We start from the raw sequence: 16,477 nt of genomic DNA, 5'->3' as shown, positions 1-16,477 counted from the left end.
AATGTCCCTATTTCGTCTGCGCCCGTTGGGGCGGAACCTCGCTATCCTCTTGCTTGTTGCTCTTCCTGTTGCCGCCTGTGGCGGTTTGCCGGGCTCAGCGCCAACTAATTTTTATATCCTCAAGACGATGGCGGAATTACAGGCGCAGGGCACCCCGGTCGCTGTGGCTGATGGGGTCACCGTGGGCGTTGGTCCGATAAAGATCCCGGGCTATGCGGACCGGCCGCAGATTGTGACGTTCGGTAGTGGGGCCGAAATTAATGTGTCCGACTTCGATCACTGGGCCGAACCTTTGAGCGATGCCATTAAGCGGGTACTGACCAGCAACGTCGCTAACTTGATCGGGGAGGAGAGCGTCTTCTCCTATCCGGCTGATTTTCGCCCTGATAAACAGTCCCTTCAAGTTGCAGTGAATGTCATCGATATCACCGAGACGGGAACGGGTGTCGCCCGCCTTTCCGTGCGCTGGCATGTGAAGGCGCTTTATGACAACAAGGTTCTCTCGCGCCATGCGAAAGTTTATGAAGCACCGGCTGTTGTCGGCGATTACAACAGCTACGCCAAGGCGTTAAGTCTGCTCTTGGCGGAATTCTCGCAAGATATCGCTTCCTCCCTTAACGGAACAAACCTCTCCTCATGACAAAAGCGAACGTTCTTTTCGTCACTCTGGATCAGTGGCGCGCCGATCACCTTGGCGCGACCGGCAATTCGACCATACAGACGCCAAACCTGGATGCGCTGGTGGGCGAGGGCGTTACCTTCCTCAATCACTATACCTGTATTGCGCCCTGCGGCCCGTCGCGGACGACGTTTCTCACCGGCATGTACCCGAGTAATCATCGCTCCATCCGGAATGGCACGCCACTTAATCACAGCCTGACAAACATCGCGCTGGAAGTGCGAAAAGGGGGATACGACCCGACCCTCTGGGGTTATACAGATACGACGCCGGACCCCCGCCTACTGGGGGAGGATCATGAGGCGTTTTTGACCTATGAAGGGGTCATGCCGGGCTTTACGGTAGGCCAGCAGCTGCCTGCCAACAGTATTCCCTGGCTCGAGTATCTGGCGGCGAAGGGCTATGAGATACCGGGGCCGGGTTATGCGATCTATTATCCTGATCCGGCGTATAAACTGCCACCGGGCCGCCATTCCTTATCAGCGCCAAGCCGGTTCAAGGCGGAGGATAGCGAGACACACTGGCTCGCGGACAAACTGATCGACGGGCTGGAGAAAGACCTTGACACGCCCTTTTTTCATCATCTGGCTTTTCTCCGGCCGCATCCGCCCTTTATCTCGCCACCGGAATATCATGATCTCTATGACCCGGCGGAGATGGCGAAGCCGGTTCAGGCGGGAACACGTTACGAGATGCGAAACCTGCATCCCGCCATCGCCCTGATGTATGAGGCAATCCCTCAGGATGCCTTTTTCATGGAGGGGGACGGGCACGCCGTGGATCTCGATGATGCCGCGACGGCGCAGATCCGCGCAACCTATCAGGCCCTCATCACCGAGGCGGATCATAATCTCGGCCGCATTATTGCAACATTGAAGGAGCAGGGGCGCTATGACGAGACGATGATTGTTGTCACTTCCGATCATGGGGAGCAACTCGGCGATCATTATCTATGGGGAAAAATCGGTTTTTATGACGAGAGTTTCCATATCCCGCTGATTATCAAGCCGCCGAAAAGCTGGGATGTTGCCTGCGGGCGGCAGGTAAGCGACTTTACGGAGTCCGTCGACCTGATGCCGACGATTCTGGACGGGCTCGAATTGCCGATCCCGCGCCAGTGCGATGGCCATTCCCTGATGCCGTTCCTACGGGGGGAGACGCCTGCGAACTGGCGCCGGGCCGTCCATTGGCTCTATGATTTCCGCGATCCGGTCAGCGGGATGCCGGAAAAAATGCTCAACCTCACGTCCTCGGAATGCAATCTTCTCGTTCATCGGGATGCGGAGTTCAAGTATGTGCATTTCGCGTCGCTGCCACCGCTGCTGTTCGATATGAAGAACGACCCGGACGAGACCAGGAACCTCGCGGAGGATCCGGACTATCAGGGCGTCGTGCTCGATTGCGTGCAGGAGCTCCTTTCCTGGCGGATGCGCTATGAATATGGGGAGCTGGTGAACCTGAGCGCGTCGGATAACGGCCTCGTTGGTCATCGGCTTTATTGATCGGCGGGCAGTATGGATAACCTTGCGGAGCGGAAAGAACTGATTGCTACGGTGCGGCAGATGAATGCGCTTGGCATCAATCAGGGAACCTCCGGCAATGCCAGCGTCCGCATTGCTGGAGGCTATCTGATCACGCCATCCGGCATGGCCTATGACGATCTGAAGCCCGACGATATCGTCGAGATGTCCTTTGACGGTAAGGCAAGTGGGTCCCGCAAGCCGTCGAGTGAATGGCGCTTTCATCAGGACCTCCTGAAAGCCCGGTCGGACTTCGGCGCGGTGGTGCATACCCATGGCAAGGCCGTCATGGCTCTCGCCTGTCAACGGATGGAACTCCCGCCCTTTCATTACATGATCGCGGTGGCGGGCGGAAATACCATACGCTGCGCCGACTATGCGACGTTCGGTACGCAGGAACTTTCCGACAATGCATTGAAGGCGATTAAGGGGCGCAAGGCCTGCCTGCTCGCCAATCATGGGCTTTTGGCCGGAGAGGCAAACCTCGCGCGAGCGTTGTCGCTCGCTGTTGAGGTAGAGACACTCTGCGACACCTACTGGCGCATTCTCCAGATTGGGGAGCCTCAACTGTTGACGGATGAGGAAATGGAAGATGTAAAAGAACAATTTAAAAAAGGGTACGGTATGCCACAGGGAGGAAAGTAAAATGGCCAGCAGATTGGCGATAACAGCGCGATTTGATGTAATACCCGGTCAGGAGGCGGCCTTTATGAAGGAAATGAGGAAGCAGGCGGAGAACTCCCTCAGTCTGGAGCCTGAATGCCATTATTTCGATATTTGTGTCGATGTGGATAATCCAGGCCGTATCCTGCTTTATGAGCTGTATGGAGACGAAGCCGCCTTTGAGGAGCATCTCGCCTCCCGCCATTTTGCCGAGTTTATCAAGACGGTCACACCGATGATTTCAAGCAAGACGATTGAGCGCTGGAACCGGGCATAAAATTGACGACTGCCCGATAGGGACTATCGTTCAGAGCCAAAATTCGCTAGAAAAATTATCTGAAACTGATTTGGAAGGAAAACAATAATGAAAATGACACTATCCAAAACCGATTTTCTTAATTCTGTCGGCACTGTTTATGGACCCGGGGAATGGTTCAAGATCGATCAGGACCGCATCAATAAATTCGCCGAGGCAACGGATGATTTCCAGTTCATCCATGTGGATCCGGAACGGGCTGCCGCGGAAACGCCTTTCGGTTCAACCATCGCCCACGGCTTCCTGACCCTCTCTATGCTGGCCGGGCTGGTTCCGAAAATTCAGCCCAAAATCGAGAATGTCCGTATGGGCATCAACTACGGCATTGATAAGCTGCGCTTCCTGCAACCGGTCAAGGTGGATAGCGAAATCCGCGCCTCCGCCAAGATCCTCAGCATTGAAGAAAAGCGTCCCGGTCAATATCTTACGAAAACCGAGGTGACGATCGAAATCAAGGGATCTGACAAACCAGCCCTGATCGTTGAATGGCTTGGCATGTCCTTTGTTGACGAATAAGAAGTTTACGTAAAATCAGAACGTTAAGGAGAGAAGATGAGTATTCGGTTTGATGACAGGGTGGCTATTGTCACCGGTGCCGGAAACGGGCTTGGCAAAAGCCATGCGTTGCAGCTTGCAGCGCGTGGTGCCAAGGTGGTTGTCAATGATCTTGGCGGCTCCGTCGATGGTAGCGGTGGGTCGTCCGATGCGGCGAAGGCTGTTGTGGCCGAAATTGAGGCCGCAGGCGGCGAGGCGATTGCCAACGGCGCCAATGTCACGGACATGGCGCAGGTCGAGGCCATGGTGGCCGAAACCATGGAGAAATGGGGGCGCGTCGATATTCTGGTGAATAACGCCGGTGTGTTGCGCGATAAATCCTTCTCCAACGTCGAACTGAATGACTTTTCCTTCGTTCTGGATGTGCATCTGATGGGCTCGGTCAACTGCTCGAAAGCTGTCTGGGGCATCATGCGGGAGCAGAATTATGGCCGTATTGCCATGACGACCTCTTCCAGCGGTCTATATGGTAACTTTGGCCAGACCAACTATGGCGCGGCCAAGATGGGCGTGATTGGCCTGATGAACACGCTGGTGATCGAGGGGGCGAAGTACGGTATCAAGGTCAATGCGCTGTCGCCTTGCGCCGCGACCCGCATGACCGAGGATATCATCCCTGAAAATCTTCTGGAACTGCTGACGCCGGAATCCGTCACCCCGGCACTTCTCTACATTGTCTCTGACGACAGTCCCAACCGCACGATCATCACTGCGGGCGCGGGTACCTATGCGCGTACCATCGTTTATGAGACAGGTGGAAAATGGCTGCCGGAGGAAGACCGGACACCGGAGAAGATTGCCGAAAACTGGGCGGAAATTGCCGATGCGGCTACGCAGGAAGAATATACCAGCGGCAATGACCAGACGACGAATATGCTGACCAAGGCCGCCAACGGCCTCGGCATCAAGATCTAGCGGTCAGGCCTATCCGTTCTTCAGGAACGGGAGATTGAGGTCATTCTCCCTCGCGCATTCTATGGCCTCCTCATAACCGGCGTCGGCGTGGCGCATCACGCCCGTCGCCGGATCATTGAAGAGAACGCGGGCGATCCGTTCGTCCGCCTCTTTGGTGCCATCACAAACAATTACCATACCGGCATGCTGGGAAAAGCCCATCCCAACACCGCCGCCGTGATGCAGGCTGACCCATGTCGCGCCGCTCGCCGTGTTGAGTAAGGCATTTAAGAGCGGCCAGTCAGAAACCGCGTCCGACCCGTCCTTCATCCCCTCCGTTTCCCGATTGGGGCTGGCGACCGATCCACTGTCCAGATGATCGCGGCCAATGACAATAGGGGCGGAAAGCTCGCCCGAGCGCACCATTTCATTAAAGGCGAGGCCGAGACGATGGCGCTGCCCCAAGCCCACCCAGCATATGCGCGACGGCAGGCCCTGAAACTTGATGCGCTCCTTCGCCATGTCGAGCCAGTTATGAAGATGCGCATCATCGGGAAGCAGCTCCTTCACCTTGGCGTCGGTCTTGAAGATATCTTCCGGATCGCCGGAAAGTGCCGCCCAGCGGAAGGGTCCAATCCCGCGGCAGAAGAGAGGGCGGATATAGGCGGGAACAAAGCCCGGGAAATTGAAGGCGCTGTCGACCCCTTCCTCCAGCGCGACCTGACGGATGTTGTTGCCGTAATCAACAGTCGGGATTCCGCGCTCCTGGAATTCCAGCATCGCCCGCACCTGCACCGCCATGGATTTGCGCGCCGCAATCTCGACGGACTTGGGATCATTTTCCCGCATCTGCTCCCACTGGGCGAGGGTCCAGCCCTGCGGCAGGTAGCCATTGACCGGATCATGGGCAGAGGTCTGGTCGGTCACGAGGTCAGGCAGCATCTCGCCTTCCAGAATTTCCGGGAAGATATCTGCGGCATTGCCGAGAAGCCCAACGGAGACAGGTTTCCCGCGTTCATTGGCATCACGGATGATGGCAAGAGCCTCGGGCAGGCTCACGGCTTTTTCATCGAGATAGCCTGAACGCAGCCGGAAATCGATACTGCTCGGCCGGCATTCCACGGCAAGCATGGAGGCACCCGCCATAGTCGCGGCCAGAGGCTGTGCGCCACCCATGCCGCCAAGGCCACCGGTCAGGATCCATTTGCCGGACATGTCGCCGCCGAAATGCTGTCGCCCGGCTTCGGCAAAGGTCTCATAGGTGCCCTGCACGATGCCCTGACTGCCGATATAGATCCAGGACCCCGCCGTCATCTGGCCATACATCATCAGGCCTTTTTTATCGAGCTCGTTAAAATGGTCCCAGTTGGCCCAATGTGGCACGAGGTTGGAATTGGCAATCAGGACGCGGGGTGCATTCTCATGGGTCTTGAAGATGCCGACGGCCTTGCCCGACTGGACAAGCAGAGTTTCGTCCGTGTTGAGATCGCGTAAAGACCGTTGTATCTGGTCAAAGCAGTCCCAGTTGCGCGCCGCACGGCCAATCCCGCCGTAAACCACCAGCTCCGCCGGATTTTCCGCGACATCCGGATCGAGATTGTTCATCAGCATACGGAGCGGGGCCTCGGTCAGCCAGCTCTTGCAGGAAAGTTCCGGGCCCGTTGGGGCCTTAATCACACGGCTGTTGTCACGTCTGTTCGTCATGGGTCCATCCTTATTTGGCTATGCGGTTCCGCCCGTAATCGAGCAGGCTATCCAATATCTTTCTCAAGGTCGGCTGAAGTGCCGCCGCCTTCTCTTGCAGGTAGGCGAAGGGGGGCTCTTCCTGCATGTAGTCGGCTTGCGTGAGCTCCATTTGCAGCGCCTGAACATTCTCTGCGGGGCTGCCGTAATGGCGCGTGATATAACCGCCCTTGAACCGCCCGTTGAGCGCGTGGCTATAGGGGGACGCGGCAGCGATATTTTCAACTGTATCGGTGAGAGCCGTATCCGCTGCGCTGCCATCCCCAGTGCCGATATTCAGGGTGGGCAGACGTCCGTCAAAGAAGCGTGGGATGACGGAGCGGATGGAATGACAGTCATAGAGCAGCACATAGCCATGTTGCGCCTTGATCCGCTCGATCTCCTCCGTCAGTGCGTCATGATAGGGCTGCCAGAAGACACCGCGCCGGATCTCGATCTCCTCCTCGTCCGGCTCCAATCCGTCTAGATACAGCTTCGAGTCATCAAAAAGCGTGGTCGGGCAGAGTTCCGTGACGCTCTGACCCGGATAGAGGGAAACGCCCTTCGGGTCGCGGTTGAGGTCGATCACATAACGCGAAAACCGCGCCGTTAAAACTGTGGCATCCATCTCTTCCGCCATCGGTTTATAGAGCCGGTCGATATGCCAGTCCGTATCGGGCAGGGTCTTTGCGGCCTCCGTCAGGCGACGTTCGATGGATACGGGAACGTCGAGCCCGGCATGCGGCTGGCTGAGGAGGAGAGGGGACGACCCTCGTGTTAATGTAAATACTTCGCCTTGCATGCTAACTCTCCAATGTATCAGGAAGAAAGTCGGCGAACTCGGTCGCGAGTGCGCCGCTCAGCACGAGCTTTTTCGCAGCCTCGATATCCGGCGCGAAAAAACGATCTTCCACATAGGGTTCGACAATTTTGCGGATTGCCGCATGAAGTTTTTCCAGTGGGGCGGAGGTTTTAAGGGGTGCGCGAAGCTCTATCCCCTGTGTCGCGGCCAGCAATTCAATCCCGACAATGGCCGCCGTATTCTCTGCCATACGCAGGAGCCGCCGCGCGCCATGTGTCGCCATGCTGACATGATCCTCCTGATTGGCGGAGGTCGGGATGCTGTCAACAGAGGCGGGATAGGCCTGCTGCTTGTTCTCGCTGGCGAGTGAGGCGGCTGTCACATGGGCAATCATGAAGCCCGAATTGATCCCGGCGCTGGTGACCAGAAAGGCCGGCAGGCCGCTGATCGAAGTATCGACGAGCATGGCGATGCGCCGTTCGGACATGGAGCCAATTTCGGCGATGGCGAGTGCAAGATTATCGGCAACGAGTGCCACCGGCTCGGCGTGGAAATTTCCGCCGGAGATGACCTCGCCGGTTTCGACAAAGACCAGCGGATTGTCGGAAACGGAGTTCGCCTCGATGATGAGGACCTTTGCCGCATGGCGCATCTGATCGAGACAGGCGCCCATCACCTGCGGTTGGCAGCGCAGGCAATAGGGATCCTGCACCTTCTCGCAGTCCTCATGGGATTTGCGGATTTCACTCCCCTCGATCAGGGCGCGATAGCTCGCCGCCATCTCCATTTGCCCGATCTGGCCGCGTGCTGCGTGAATTCTTGTATCGAACGGCGCATCGGTCCCTTGCGCCGCATCCAGGGAGAGGCTGCCCGCGAGTGTTGCCGCAGCGAGAAGCTTTTCCGTTTCAAACAGGCCCGCAAGGGCAAGCGCGGTGGAGACCTGCGTCCCGTTCAGAAGCGCCAGCCCTTCCTTGGGGCCGAGGGTGAGCGGCGTAATCATCAGGGCTTTCAATGTGGCGTCGGCAGGCACAACCTCCCCGTCGAAGCGCACATTCCCGATTCCCATCAGGGCTGCGGTCATATGGGCGAGGGGGGCAAGGTCGCCGGACGCCCCGACAGAGCCTTTCGCCGGAATACAGGGATAGATTTTATACTCCAGAAAAGTCATCAGGGCATCGATCACCGACATGCGAACACCGGAAAAGCCGCGCGCGAGGCTGGCCGCCTTCATCGCCATGATAAGGCGGACGATATTGTCATTCAGCAGTGGGCCCACTCCGGTGGAATGAGACAGGACGAGGTTTTTCTGCAAGGCCTCCAGCTTGTCCTGCGGAATAATCTCCTGTGCGAGGCGGCCGAATCCGGTGTTGATACCGTAGACCGTGCGGTCGTCCTCGACGATTTTTTGGACGGCCGCGGCGCCCGCATCCACTACATCACGGCAGGCGGGGTCCAGGGTGAGCTTGCGCTCCCCCTCATAAATCAGGCGTAGTTCATCCAAGGTGAGATGCCCCGGAGAAAGAATAATGTTTGTCGAGTGGATATTCATTTATGACCTCCAAAATACCGGGAATGGAGCGGGTTCGCGCCAATCGCTTGTGTGAGTTCTGAAGGATGCTCGATATCCCAGATGGCGAGATCAGCTTGTTTACCGATCTCCAGCGTGCCGATTTTATCCGAAAGACCAAGCGCCCTGGCGGCATTGCGCGTGAAACCGGCGAGGGATTCCTCCGGAGTCATTCGGAATAGCACCGCCGCCATATTCATCATTAACTGAGGGTTCGTCGTTGGCGAGGAGCCGGGATTGCAGTCGGTGGCAAGCGCCAAGGGCACATTATATTTCCGAAATAGCTCTATTGGTGGCTTTTGCGTCTCGCGGAGGTAATAAAAGGCACCGGGAAGGATCACCGCAACAGTGCCCGCCTTTGCCATCTCCTTCACGCCCCTCTCGTCGATATATTCCAGATGATCGGCAGACAGGGCCTTGAAATGGGCGGCCAGTTCGGCGCCGCGCTGGTTACTGAGCTGTTCCGCATGGAGCTTGATAGGGATATTCAGCTTGTCGGCGGCCTTGAAAAGCTGTCGCACCTGGTCTTCAGAGAAGGCGATCTTCTCGCAAAAGGCATCGATGGCATCTACGAGCCCGAGCGCGTGGATGGTCGGCAGCATTTCGTGGATGACCTTAGCCATATAGCCATCACTGTCGCCCGCAAATTCCGGCGGCAGCGCATGGGCGCCGAGAAAGGTTTTAACGACCCGGACCGGATTGATCTCACCCAGATGCTTGGCGGCCTCCAGCATTTTGACTTCGTTTTCGAGATCGAGGCCGTAGCCCGACTTGATCTCGACCGTCGTCACGCCTGCGGCCATCATCGCCTCAAGACGGATCTGGCTTTCGGCGGCGAGATCGCTCTCGCTGGCCTCTCGTGTTGCCTTGACCGTGGAAAGAATGCCGCCGCCTTTCGCGGCGATTTCCTCATAGGTCGCGCCATTGAGGCTCATCTCGAATTCCTGTGCACGATTTCCGGCATAGACAAGATGGGTGTGGCAGTCAATGAGGCCCGGCGTCATCCAGCGGCCTTCGATGTCAATCACCTCTCTTGCCTCCGGCGCGCCGCTTTCCGCAAGGCCCATCCAGCTGATCTTTTCCCCAGATATGGCGAGGGAGTCGGCATCAATCGCGCCGTAAGGTTCATCCCCTTTTGTCATAGTGGCAAGATGTGCGTTGATGAATAGTCTGTCGCAAACCGCTTTCGCCATTTCTCCCCTGCCTTTATTTTAAATTTGTATATACAAATTATTATGATAAGATTTATCTTATGATCAAGCATTTTTTTGACGAAATACTGACTCCCAACGGGTGGCGGCAAAATCAGCTCCTTGATATTGCCGAAAACGGGGAAATTCTGGCAGCGAGGGATGGGGCCGCGCATGAGGCGGATATTGTCCACCACGGATTCGCCGTGCCGGGCATGGCCAATGTGCATTCCCACGCCTTTCAACGTGCCATGGCAGGTCTTGCGGAGATGGCGGGGCCATCGGCAGACAGTTTCTGGAGCTGGCGTCAGGTTATGTATCGCTTTCTGAGCGCAATTACCCCGGATCAGCTGGAAGCGATTGCGTCACAGCTTTATCTTGAAATGCTGAAGTCGGGGTTTACCTCGGTCGGGGAGTTTCACTATCTCCATCATGACAGGGACGGTGCGGCCTATGCCGATCCCTCGGAAATGAGTGGCCGGATAATTGCCGCGGCCAAAGAAACGGGAATTGGCCTTACCCTCCTGCCTGTGCTTTATCGCTATGGTGGCTTTGGCGGGGAGCCTCCGCAGGAACATCAGCGCCGTTTCATTATGGAGGGAGAGAATTTTCTCAACCTTGTTGAGCGGCTGCAGGAGGCCTGCAAATCGGAGCCATCTTGCATTGTGGGTGTCGCGCCGCATTCGCTCCGGGCGGTTGATCCGACCTTGCTGCGTGATCTTATTGCGCAGGTGCCGGCGGATATGCCCTGTCATATCCATATCGCAGAGCAACAGAAGGAGGTGGCCGATTGCGTTGAGTGGTCGGGCCTGCGGCCGGTAGACTGGCTGTTTGAGAATGTGGCGGTTGATGAGCGCTGGTGCCTTGTTCATGCGACTCATATCAAGGAATCCGGCCGAAAGTCTATCGCGCAATCTGGCGCGGTGGTGGGGCTCTGCCCGATCACCGAGGCTAATCTCGGCGATGGGGTTTTCCCGGCGAGCGTTTTCCTGAAGGATGGCGGACGCATTGCCCTTGGCTCGGACAGCAACATCTATATCTCCCTCGCCGAGGAGGTGCGGATGCTGGAGTATGGTCAGCGACTCACGCATGAATCGCGAAATGTCCTTGGGAACGAGACAAACTCGACCGGTATGCAGATTTATTCAAAGGCATTCCTGGGCGGGCATCAGGCGCTTGGCCGACCTGGCGAACCGGGTCTGCAGGTTGGCAGCCGGGCAAATTTTGTTGTGCTTGATAAAAATCATCCGGCACTGATCGGAAAATCGGCCCGGAAAATTCTCGATAGCTGGCTGTTCGCGGGCGATAACACTGTGGTAAAGGATGTCGCGGTCGACGGTAAACTGGTGATCCGGGACCGTCACCATTTGGAGGAGGAGGCCATCACCCATCGGTTCCGCCGGGTGATGAAGGAACTGGCAGCCGGGTACTGATATTTGGACTAGGAATGAACAATATAAACGACCTCAGAATACAAAAACCCGGCCCGCTCTATCAGCAGATCAAGGACCTGATTCTCCGCAAGATCGGGAGCGGGGAATGGTGCGCAGGTGATCGCATCCCAACCGAGCATGCGCTGGTGGCTGAGCTTGATGCCTCTCGAATGACGATCAACCGGGCGCTGCGGGAACTGACGCAGGAAGGGGTTCTTGCACGTCGGCAGGGCTCCGGCACCTTTGTCGCGCCGAGCAAGCTTGAATCCGGCCTTCTGGAAATCCGCAATATAGCGGCGGAAATTGCCGACCGCGGCGGGGAGCATAGCGCGGAACTCCTGAGCCTGAAAGAAATTGCCGTGCCGATTGAGTTAAGGGAATCGATGGCCGGGCAGGGGGATCGTCTCTATCACTGCCTGATGTTGCATTCGGAAAATGGCCTACCGGTGGAACTGGAGGAACGCTATGTCAATCCATGTCTTGTGCCGGCCTTTATCGATCAGGATTTCACGGGCGAGACTCCAAGCGGCTTCCTGATCCGCACCATGCCATATAGCCATGCCGATCATCGCATTAGCGCCGATATCCCGACGACCGAGCAAAAGCGTCTGCTTCGCCTGAAAGAGGGGGAGCCGGTCCTCACGCTGGAGCGGCACACCTACGCCGGAGACGAGATGATCACCACGGTGCGCCTGTATCATCCGGGCAGCCGTTTCGCCTTTGGCGGGACCTTTACCGCCGACCGCTAGACATTTGAATCCGCGAAGGATGCCTTTCGCTTCGCCATGAACTCCTGCAGGGCGTCATCAATACCCTGATCCAGGGCGGGCGCCTGATAATCAGCGAGCATCTGCTTCCAGATGGCGTTGGCCCGCGTGGCCGTGTCCTTGGAGCCGTCCGCCTGCCATTGCTCGACCGAGTTGTTGTCGGCGGTACGGGACCGGTAGAAGGCATCCTCGAAATTTGCCTGCGTATGGGCACAACCAAGGAAATGGCCACCGGGCCCAACCTCACGCACCGCATCCATGGCCTGACCGTTCTCACTGACATCAATGCCGCGGGCCAACACTTCCATCATTGCGCATTGATCGATATCCATGACGAATTTCTCATAGGATGAACAGAGCCCGCCCTCGAGCCAGCCCGCCGCATGGAGCGAGAAATTCACGCCCGATAGAAGCGTCATCAGCAGCGTTTGCGCGCTTTCATAGGCGGCCTGCGCGTCCGGCAGCTTTGACGCCGTGAAGGATCCACCGGAACGGAACGGCAGGTTCAAGCGGCGCGAAAGTTCTGCCGCGCCGTTGAGGACGAGACTGCTTTCCGGAGTGCCGAAAGTCGGCGCGCCTGACTGCATGGAGATGGAACTCACAAAGGTGCCGAAGATGACGGGCGTACCCGGCTTGATAATCTGCGTAAGGGCGCAACCGGCCATGGCTTCGGCCAGAAGCTGCGAGAGGGTGCCGGCTCCTGAAACCGGGCTCATGGCGCCCGAGAGGATAAAGGGAGAGACGACGCAGGCCTGATTATTCGCCGCATAGGTCTTGAGCGCGCCCAGCATGGTCGCATCATAGGTCATGGGGGAGTTGGCATTGATCAGGTTCAGCATCACGCAGTTGTTTTGCACGAACTCCTCCCCGAAGACGAGGGAGGCCATATCCACGCTGTCCTGTGCCCGTTCTGGTGCGGTGACGGAGCCCATGAAGGGCTTGTCGGAATATTTGATATGGCTGTATACCATGTCGAAATGCCGCTTGTTGACGGGCAGGTCGACCGGCTCGCAGACGGTTCCGCCGGAATGATGCATGGCGGGTGCCATATAGGCGAGCTTCACGAAATTTTCGAAATCCTTGATCGTGCCATAGCGGCGACCCTTGTCGAGATCATGCACGAAGGGCGGGCCATAGACTGGTGCCAGTACCGTATTATTGCCGCCGATCTGGACATTGTTCGCGGGATTTCTCGCATATTGGGTGAACTCGGCCGGCGCGGTTTTCAAAAGCTGCTGGCAGAGGCCTTTCGGGAAATGCACCCGTTCACCCTGCACATCCGCCCCGACAGATTTCCAGAGCGCGAGCGATTCCGGATCCTCCCGGAATTCAAGGCCGATTTCTTCCAGGATCGTGTCGGCATTTGCCTCTATAATCTCGAGCGCCTCGTCACTCACCAGATTGGTGACAGGTATATTCCGCGTAATATAGGGGATATGGCGACTTTGGTTGACTGCCCTTGCCTCACGGCGGGCATCGCGCCCTCTCCGATTGCTGCGACCTTCTCTTGCACTCATGATTTCCTCCAGCTTGTCTCACCAGACAGAAGCGCGTCTTTCATGAAATTAAATCGGATATCCGCGCGCGGACTAGCCAGTGGGCGTCTTTTTCCGAATTTCTCTGGCGAATATAGAACAGTCGCCGAAAGGGACGACAGGACGGCTTGTCGGGCATGACGGCTAAGGAACAGGGAGCGTCGGAGACCCGTTAGCGATTTAAAAGCGCAATCGCCACGGTGGACGGAGGGAAAATCTATGCCTCTCGGGCATGCTGCAGGGCAAAGGGGACGGACAAAATGAAATCACATGCGCGGGTAGTTGTCATTGGCGGCGGCGTTGTCGGGGTCAGCACGCTTTACCATCTGACCAAGAAGGGGTGGTCAGATGTGGTCCTGCTGGAACGGACGGAACTCACCGCCGGATCAACCTGGCATGCGGCGGGGCTTCTCCCGCTCTTCAATATGAGCTATGCCGTCGGGCAAATTCATAAATACAGTGTTGACCTCTATAAAAGGCTGGAGGCCGAGACCGGACAGAATGTCAGCTTCCATGTGACCGGGAACCTCCGTCTTGCGACCAACAAGGAGCGCATGGATGAATATCTCAAATACTGCGGCACCGCGAACACCATTGGCGTGCCGTATGAGATCATTACGCCGAAACAGGTGAAGGAGCTCTGGCCGCTTTCTGATACCGATGGTCTGGTTGGGGCGCTCTATCATCCCGATGACGGCCATATCGCGCCGGTGGATGTGACCAACGCCATGGCGATCGGCGCGCGGAACGGTGGGGCGGAGATCAACCGCCATACAGAGGTCCTCTCCATTGAGCAGCAGAAGAACGGCGAATGGCTGGTCCGCACCAACAAGGGCGACATCACCGCCGAGCATGTGGTCAGTTGCACCGGCAACTACGCCCGCCAGACGCTCTCCATGGTCGGGCTCGATATTCCGGTTATCCCCGTGGAGCATCAATATATTGTCACCGACGAAGTGCCGGAACTGATCGAGCGCAAGAAGGCCGGCCTGCCGGAAATGGCCGTCCTGCGGGAGAGTGACGCGTCTTATTACCTGCGGGAAGAACGGCAGGGATACATTCTTGGTCCGTATGAGAAGGGTGCGCCCGCCTGTTTTGTGGATGGGGTGCCGGAAAGCTTCGGGCAGGATCTTTTCCCCGGCGATCTCGAACGGCTCATGCCTCATGTGGAGGCGGCGATCAAGCGCGTGCCGACCTTTGCCGATGCGGGGATCAAGGATATTGTCAACGGACCCATTGCCTATACCCCCGACGGCAGCCCGATGATTGGCCCGGCCTGGGGCCTCAAGAATTTCTGGATTAATGAGGGGCATAGCTTCGGCGTGACGGCGGCGGGCGGCTCCGGCTGGCAGCTTGCCGAATGGATCACCGAAGGCGAGCCCGGTATCGACATGATGGATGTCGACCCGCGCCGCTTCGGTGCCTATGCCACCAAGCCCTATACCAAGATCAAGAATGAGGAATGTTATGAGCATGTCTTCGTAATTCATTATCCCGATGAGGAGCGTGGGGCCGGTCGGCCACTCAAGATGAGCCCCTGTCATGACCGCATGGCGGCCCGTGGGGCGGTGTTCGGCCAGCGCTATGGCTGGGAACGGCCTAACTGGTTTGCGCCAGAAGGGGTGGAGCCGAAGGATCAATGGAGCTTCCGCCGTTCCAACTATTTCGAGCATGTGGGTAATGAAGTGAAGAATATGCGAACAAACGCCGGACTAATCGATATCACCAGCTTCTCGAAATTCGAGGTGACGGGACCGGGAGCGGAGGCCTATCTCGACCGGCTTGTCTGTCGCAAGCTGCCGAAAGGCGTCGGGCGTATTAACCTCTCCCACGCGCTGAACAAGCGGGGCGGTATTCGCTCTGAATTCACCATCATGCGCGACGGGCCGGAAGCGTTCTATCTGGTCAGTTCCGGGGCGGCGGAACGATTTGATCATGATTATCTGCTGAAGCATCTGCCGGATGACGGTTCGGTCCGCCTCGATAACGTCACAACGGCGCATGGGGTGCTGGTGCTGGCGGGGCCGAAATCCCGCGATATCCTCCGCAAAATCACCGATGCCGACCTTTCCAACAATGGCTTTAAATGGCTGACCGGACAGCATATCACCGTCGGTCTGGCGCCTTGCCGGGCCCTTCGCGTTAATTTTGTCGGCGACCTCGGCTGGGAGCTGCATCACCCGATCGAGTACCAGAACCATATCTATGACGCGATTGTGGAGGCGGGGGAGGAATTCGGCCTCGGCATGTGCGGCATGCGCGCCATGGACAGCCTGCGCATGGAAAAGAACTATCGTATGTGGGGGCAGGACCTGACCCGTGAATATTCCGTGTTTGAGGCCGGTCTGGAACGCTTCGTCCATCTCGATAAGGGTGATTTCATTGGCCGGGACGCGTTGATCAGGCAGAAGGAGGAGGGCGTGCCCCAATCCTTTGTCTGCCTTGAGGTGGACGGAATCACGGATGCGGATCCGCTCGGGAACGAGCCGCTTTACGATATAAGCGGAAATATTGTTGGCCGGGCAACGGCGGGGGCCTATGGCCACTGGGTCGGAAAAAGTCTCGCGCAAGGGTATATCAAGGCCGGGATGGAGGCTATTGGCACCAAGTTGGAGATTGAAATCCTGGGGACGCGCTATCCCGCGACCGTCATTGAGGAATCGGTCTTTGACCCTGAAAATGAACGGTTGAGGGCCTGAAATTTGGAGGCTTTGTTCCAATTTCGACAAAAGTGTCGCAGGAAAATTATTCCATGTCTGCGCGGGAATAGTTTTGCGCGGCGGCTTATATGACACTTTTTGGATAGAGCAGAATGCGTTTTTATTAGTCTGTGG

Annotated in this window: 14 protein-coding genes; 9 read left to right on the top strand and 5 right to left on the bottom strand. The window is 57.2% G+C overall.

The features are described from left to right. Position 1 precedes the first annotated feature (1 nt). The 6 genes from GQE98_RS14680 (at position 2) to GQE98_RS14655 (ending at position 4,648) form a co-directional block, all read left to right on the top strand. Positions 2–640, top strand: a complete 639-nt coding sequence (locus tag GQE98_RS14680) for a PqiC family protein (protein ID WP_161316468.1) — start codon at positions 2–4, stop codon at positions 638–640. Further along, positions 637–2,181 carry an alkaline phosphatase family protein gene (locus GQE98_RS14675; RefSeq protein WP_161316467.1) on the top strand — a complete coding sequence of 515 codons (1,545 nt, stop codon included), beginning with the start codon at positions 637–639 and terminating at the stop codon, positions 2,179–2,181. Before GQE98_RS14680 ends, GQE98_RS14675 begins: the two co-directional genes overlap by 4 nt. A gap of 12 nt (positions 2,182–2,193) precedes the next feature. Next, the gene (locus tag GQE98_RS14670) at positions 2,194–2,844 is read left to right on the top strand and encodes a class II aldolase/adducin family protein (RefSeq protein ID WP_161316466.1); all 651 of its coding nucleotides are present in this window, start codon (positions 2,194–2,196) and stop codon (positions 2,842–2,844) included. A gap of 1 nt (position 2,845) precedes the next feature. Beyond that, the gene (locus GQE98_RS14665) at positions 2,846–3,139 is read left to right on the top strand and encodes a putative quinol monooxygenase (RefSeq protein WP_161316465.1); all 294 of its coding nucleotides are present in this window, start codon (positions 2,846–2,848) and stop codon (positions 3,137–3,139) included. A gap of 87 nt (positions 3,140–3,226) precedes the next feature. Next, entirely contained in the window at positions 3,227–3,694 is a 468-nt protein-coding gene (locus tag GQE98_RS14660) for a MaoC family dehydratase (RefSeq protein ID WP_161316464.1), read from the top strand. Positions 3,695–3,730: 36 nt separating this feature from the next. After that, positions 3,731–4,648: an SDR family NAD(P)-dependent oxidoreductase gene (locus GQE98_RS14655; protein WP_161316463.1), complete on the top strand. Its 918-nt coding sequence runs from the start codon at positions 3,731–3,733 to the stop codon at positions 4,646–4,648. A 9-nt stretch (positions 4,649–4,657) separates the two neighbouring features. Here GQE98_RS14655 and hutU read toward each other — a convergent pair whose 3' ends face one another. The 4 genes from hutU to hutI are packed head-to-tail and all read right to left on the bottom strand — an operon-like array spanning position 4,658 to position 9,911. Then, entirely contained in the window at positions 4,658–6,331 is a 1,674-nt protein-coding gene (hutU, locus tag GQE98_RS14650) for a urocanate hydratase (protein WP_161316462.1), read from the bottom strand. Positions 6,332–6,341: 10 nt separating this feature from the next. Further along, positions 6,342–7,151, bottom strand: coding sequence for an N-formylglutamate deformylase (gene hutG, locus GQE98_RS14645; protein WP_161316461.1), 810 nt, complete (start codon positions 7,149–7,151; stop codon positions 6,342–6,344). A gap of 1 nt (position 7,152) precedes the next feature. After that, complete coding sequence (gene hutH, locus GQE98_RS14640) at positions 7,153–8,700, bottom strand: histidine ammonia-lyase (protein WP_161316460.1); 1,548 nt, start codon at positions 8,698–8,700, stop codon at positions 7,153–7,155. Further along, positions 8,697–9,911, bottom strand: coding sequence for an imidazolonepropionase (hutI, locus tag GQE98_RS14635; protein WP_161316459.1), 1,215 nt, complete (start codon positions 9,909–9,911; stop codon positions 8,697–8,699). Before hutI ends, hutH begins: the two co-directional genes overlap by 4 nt. A 59-nt stretch (positions 9,912–9,970) precedes the next feature. On the opposite strand from hutI, the gene GQE98_RS14630 reads away from it, so the two are divergent. After that, entirely contained in the window at positions 9,971–11,341 is a 1,371-nt protein-coding gene (locus GQE98_RS14630) for a formimidoylglutamate deiminase (RefSeq protein WP_161316458.1), read from the top strand. A gap of 14 nt (positions 11,342–11,355) precedes the next feature. Then, complete coding sequence (gene hutC / locus GQE98_RS14625; RefSeq protein WP_161316457.1) at positions 11,356–12,090, top strand: histidine utilization transcriptional repressor HutC; 735 nt, start codon at positions 11,356–11,358, stop codon at positions 12,088–12,090. Here hutC and GQE98_RS14620 read toward each other — a convergent pair. Next, on the bottom strand, positions 12,087–13,625 hold the full coding sequence (locus GQE98_RS14620; RefSeq protein WP_161316456.1) for a trimethylamine methyltransferase family protein: 1,539 nt from the start codon (positions 13,623–13,625) through the stop codon (positions 12,087–12,089). The genes hutC and GQE98_RS14620 overlap by 4 nt on opposite strands. A gap of 278 nt (positions 13,626–13,903) precedes the next feature. Here GQE98_RS14620 and GQE98_RS14615 point away from each other — a divergent pair, with 278 nt between their 5' ends. Beyond that, a complete protein-coding gene (locus GQE98_RS14615; protein ID WP_161316455.1) occupies positions 13,904–16,342 on the top strand; it encodes a GcvT family protein in 2,439 nt (812 codons plus the stop codon). The last annotated feature ends 135 nt before the right edge of the window (positions 16,343–16,477 follow it).

This window comes from Sneathiella litorea (assembly GCF_009882915.1).
Classification (GTDB): domain Bacteria; phylum Pseudomonadota; class Alphaproteobacteria; order Sneathiellales; family Sneathiellaceae; genus Sneathiella; species Sneathiella litorea.
The sequence above is the reverse complement of the archived record's forward strand: the minus strand, read 5'-3'. Positions and strand labels throughout refer to the sequence as shown.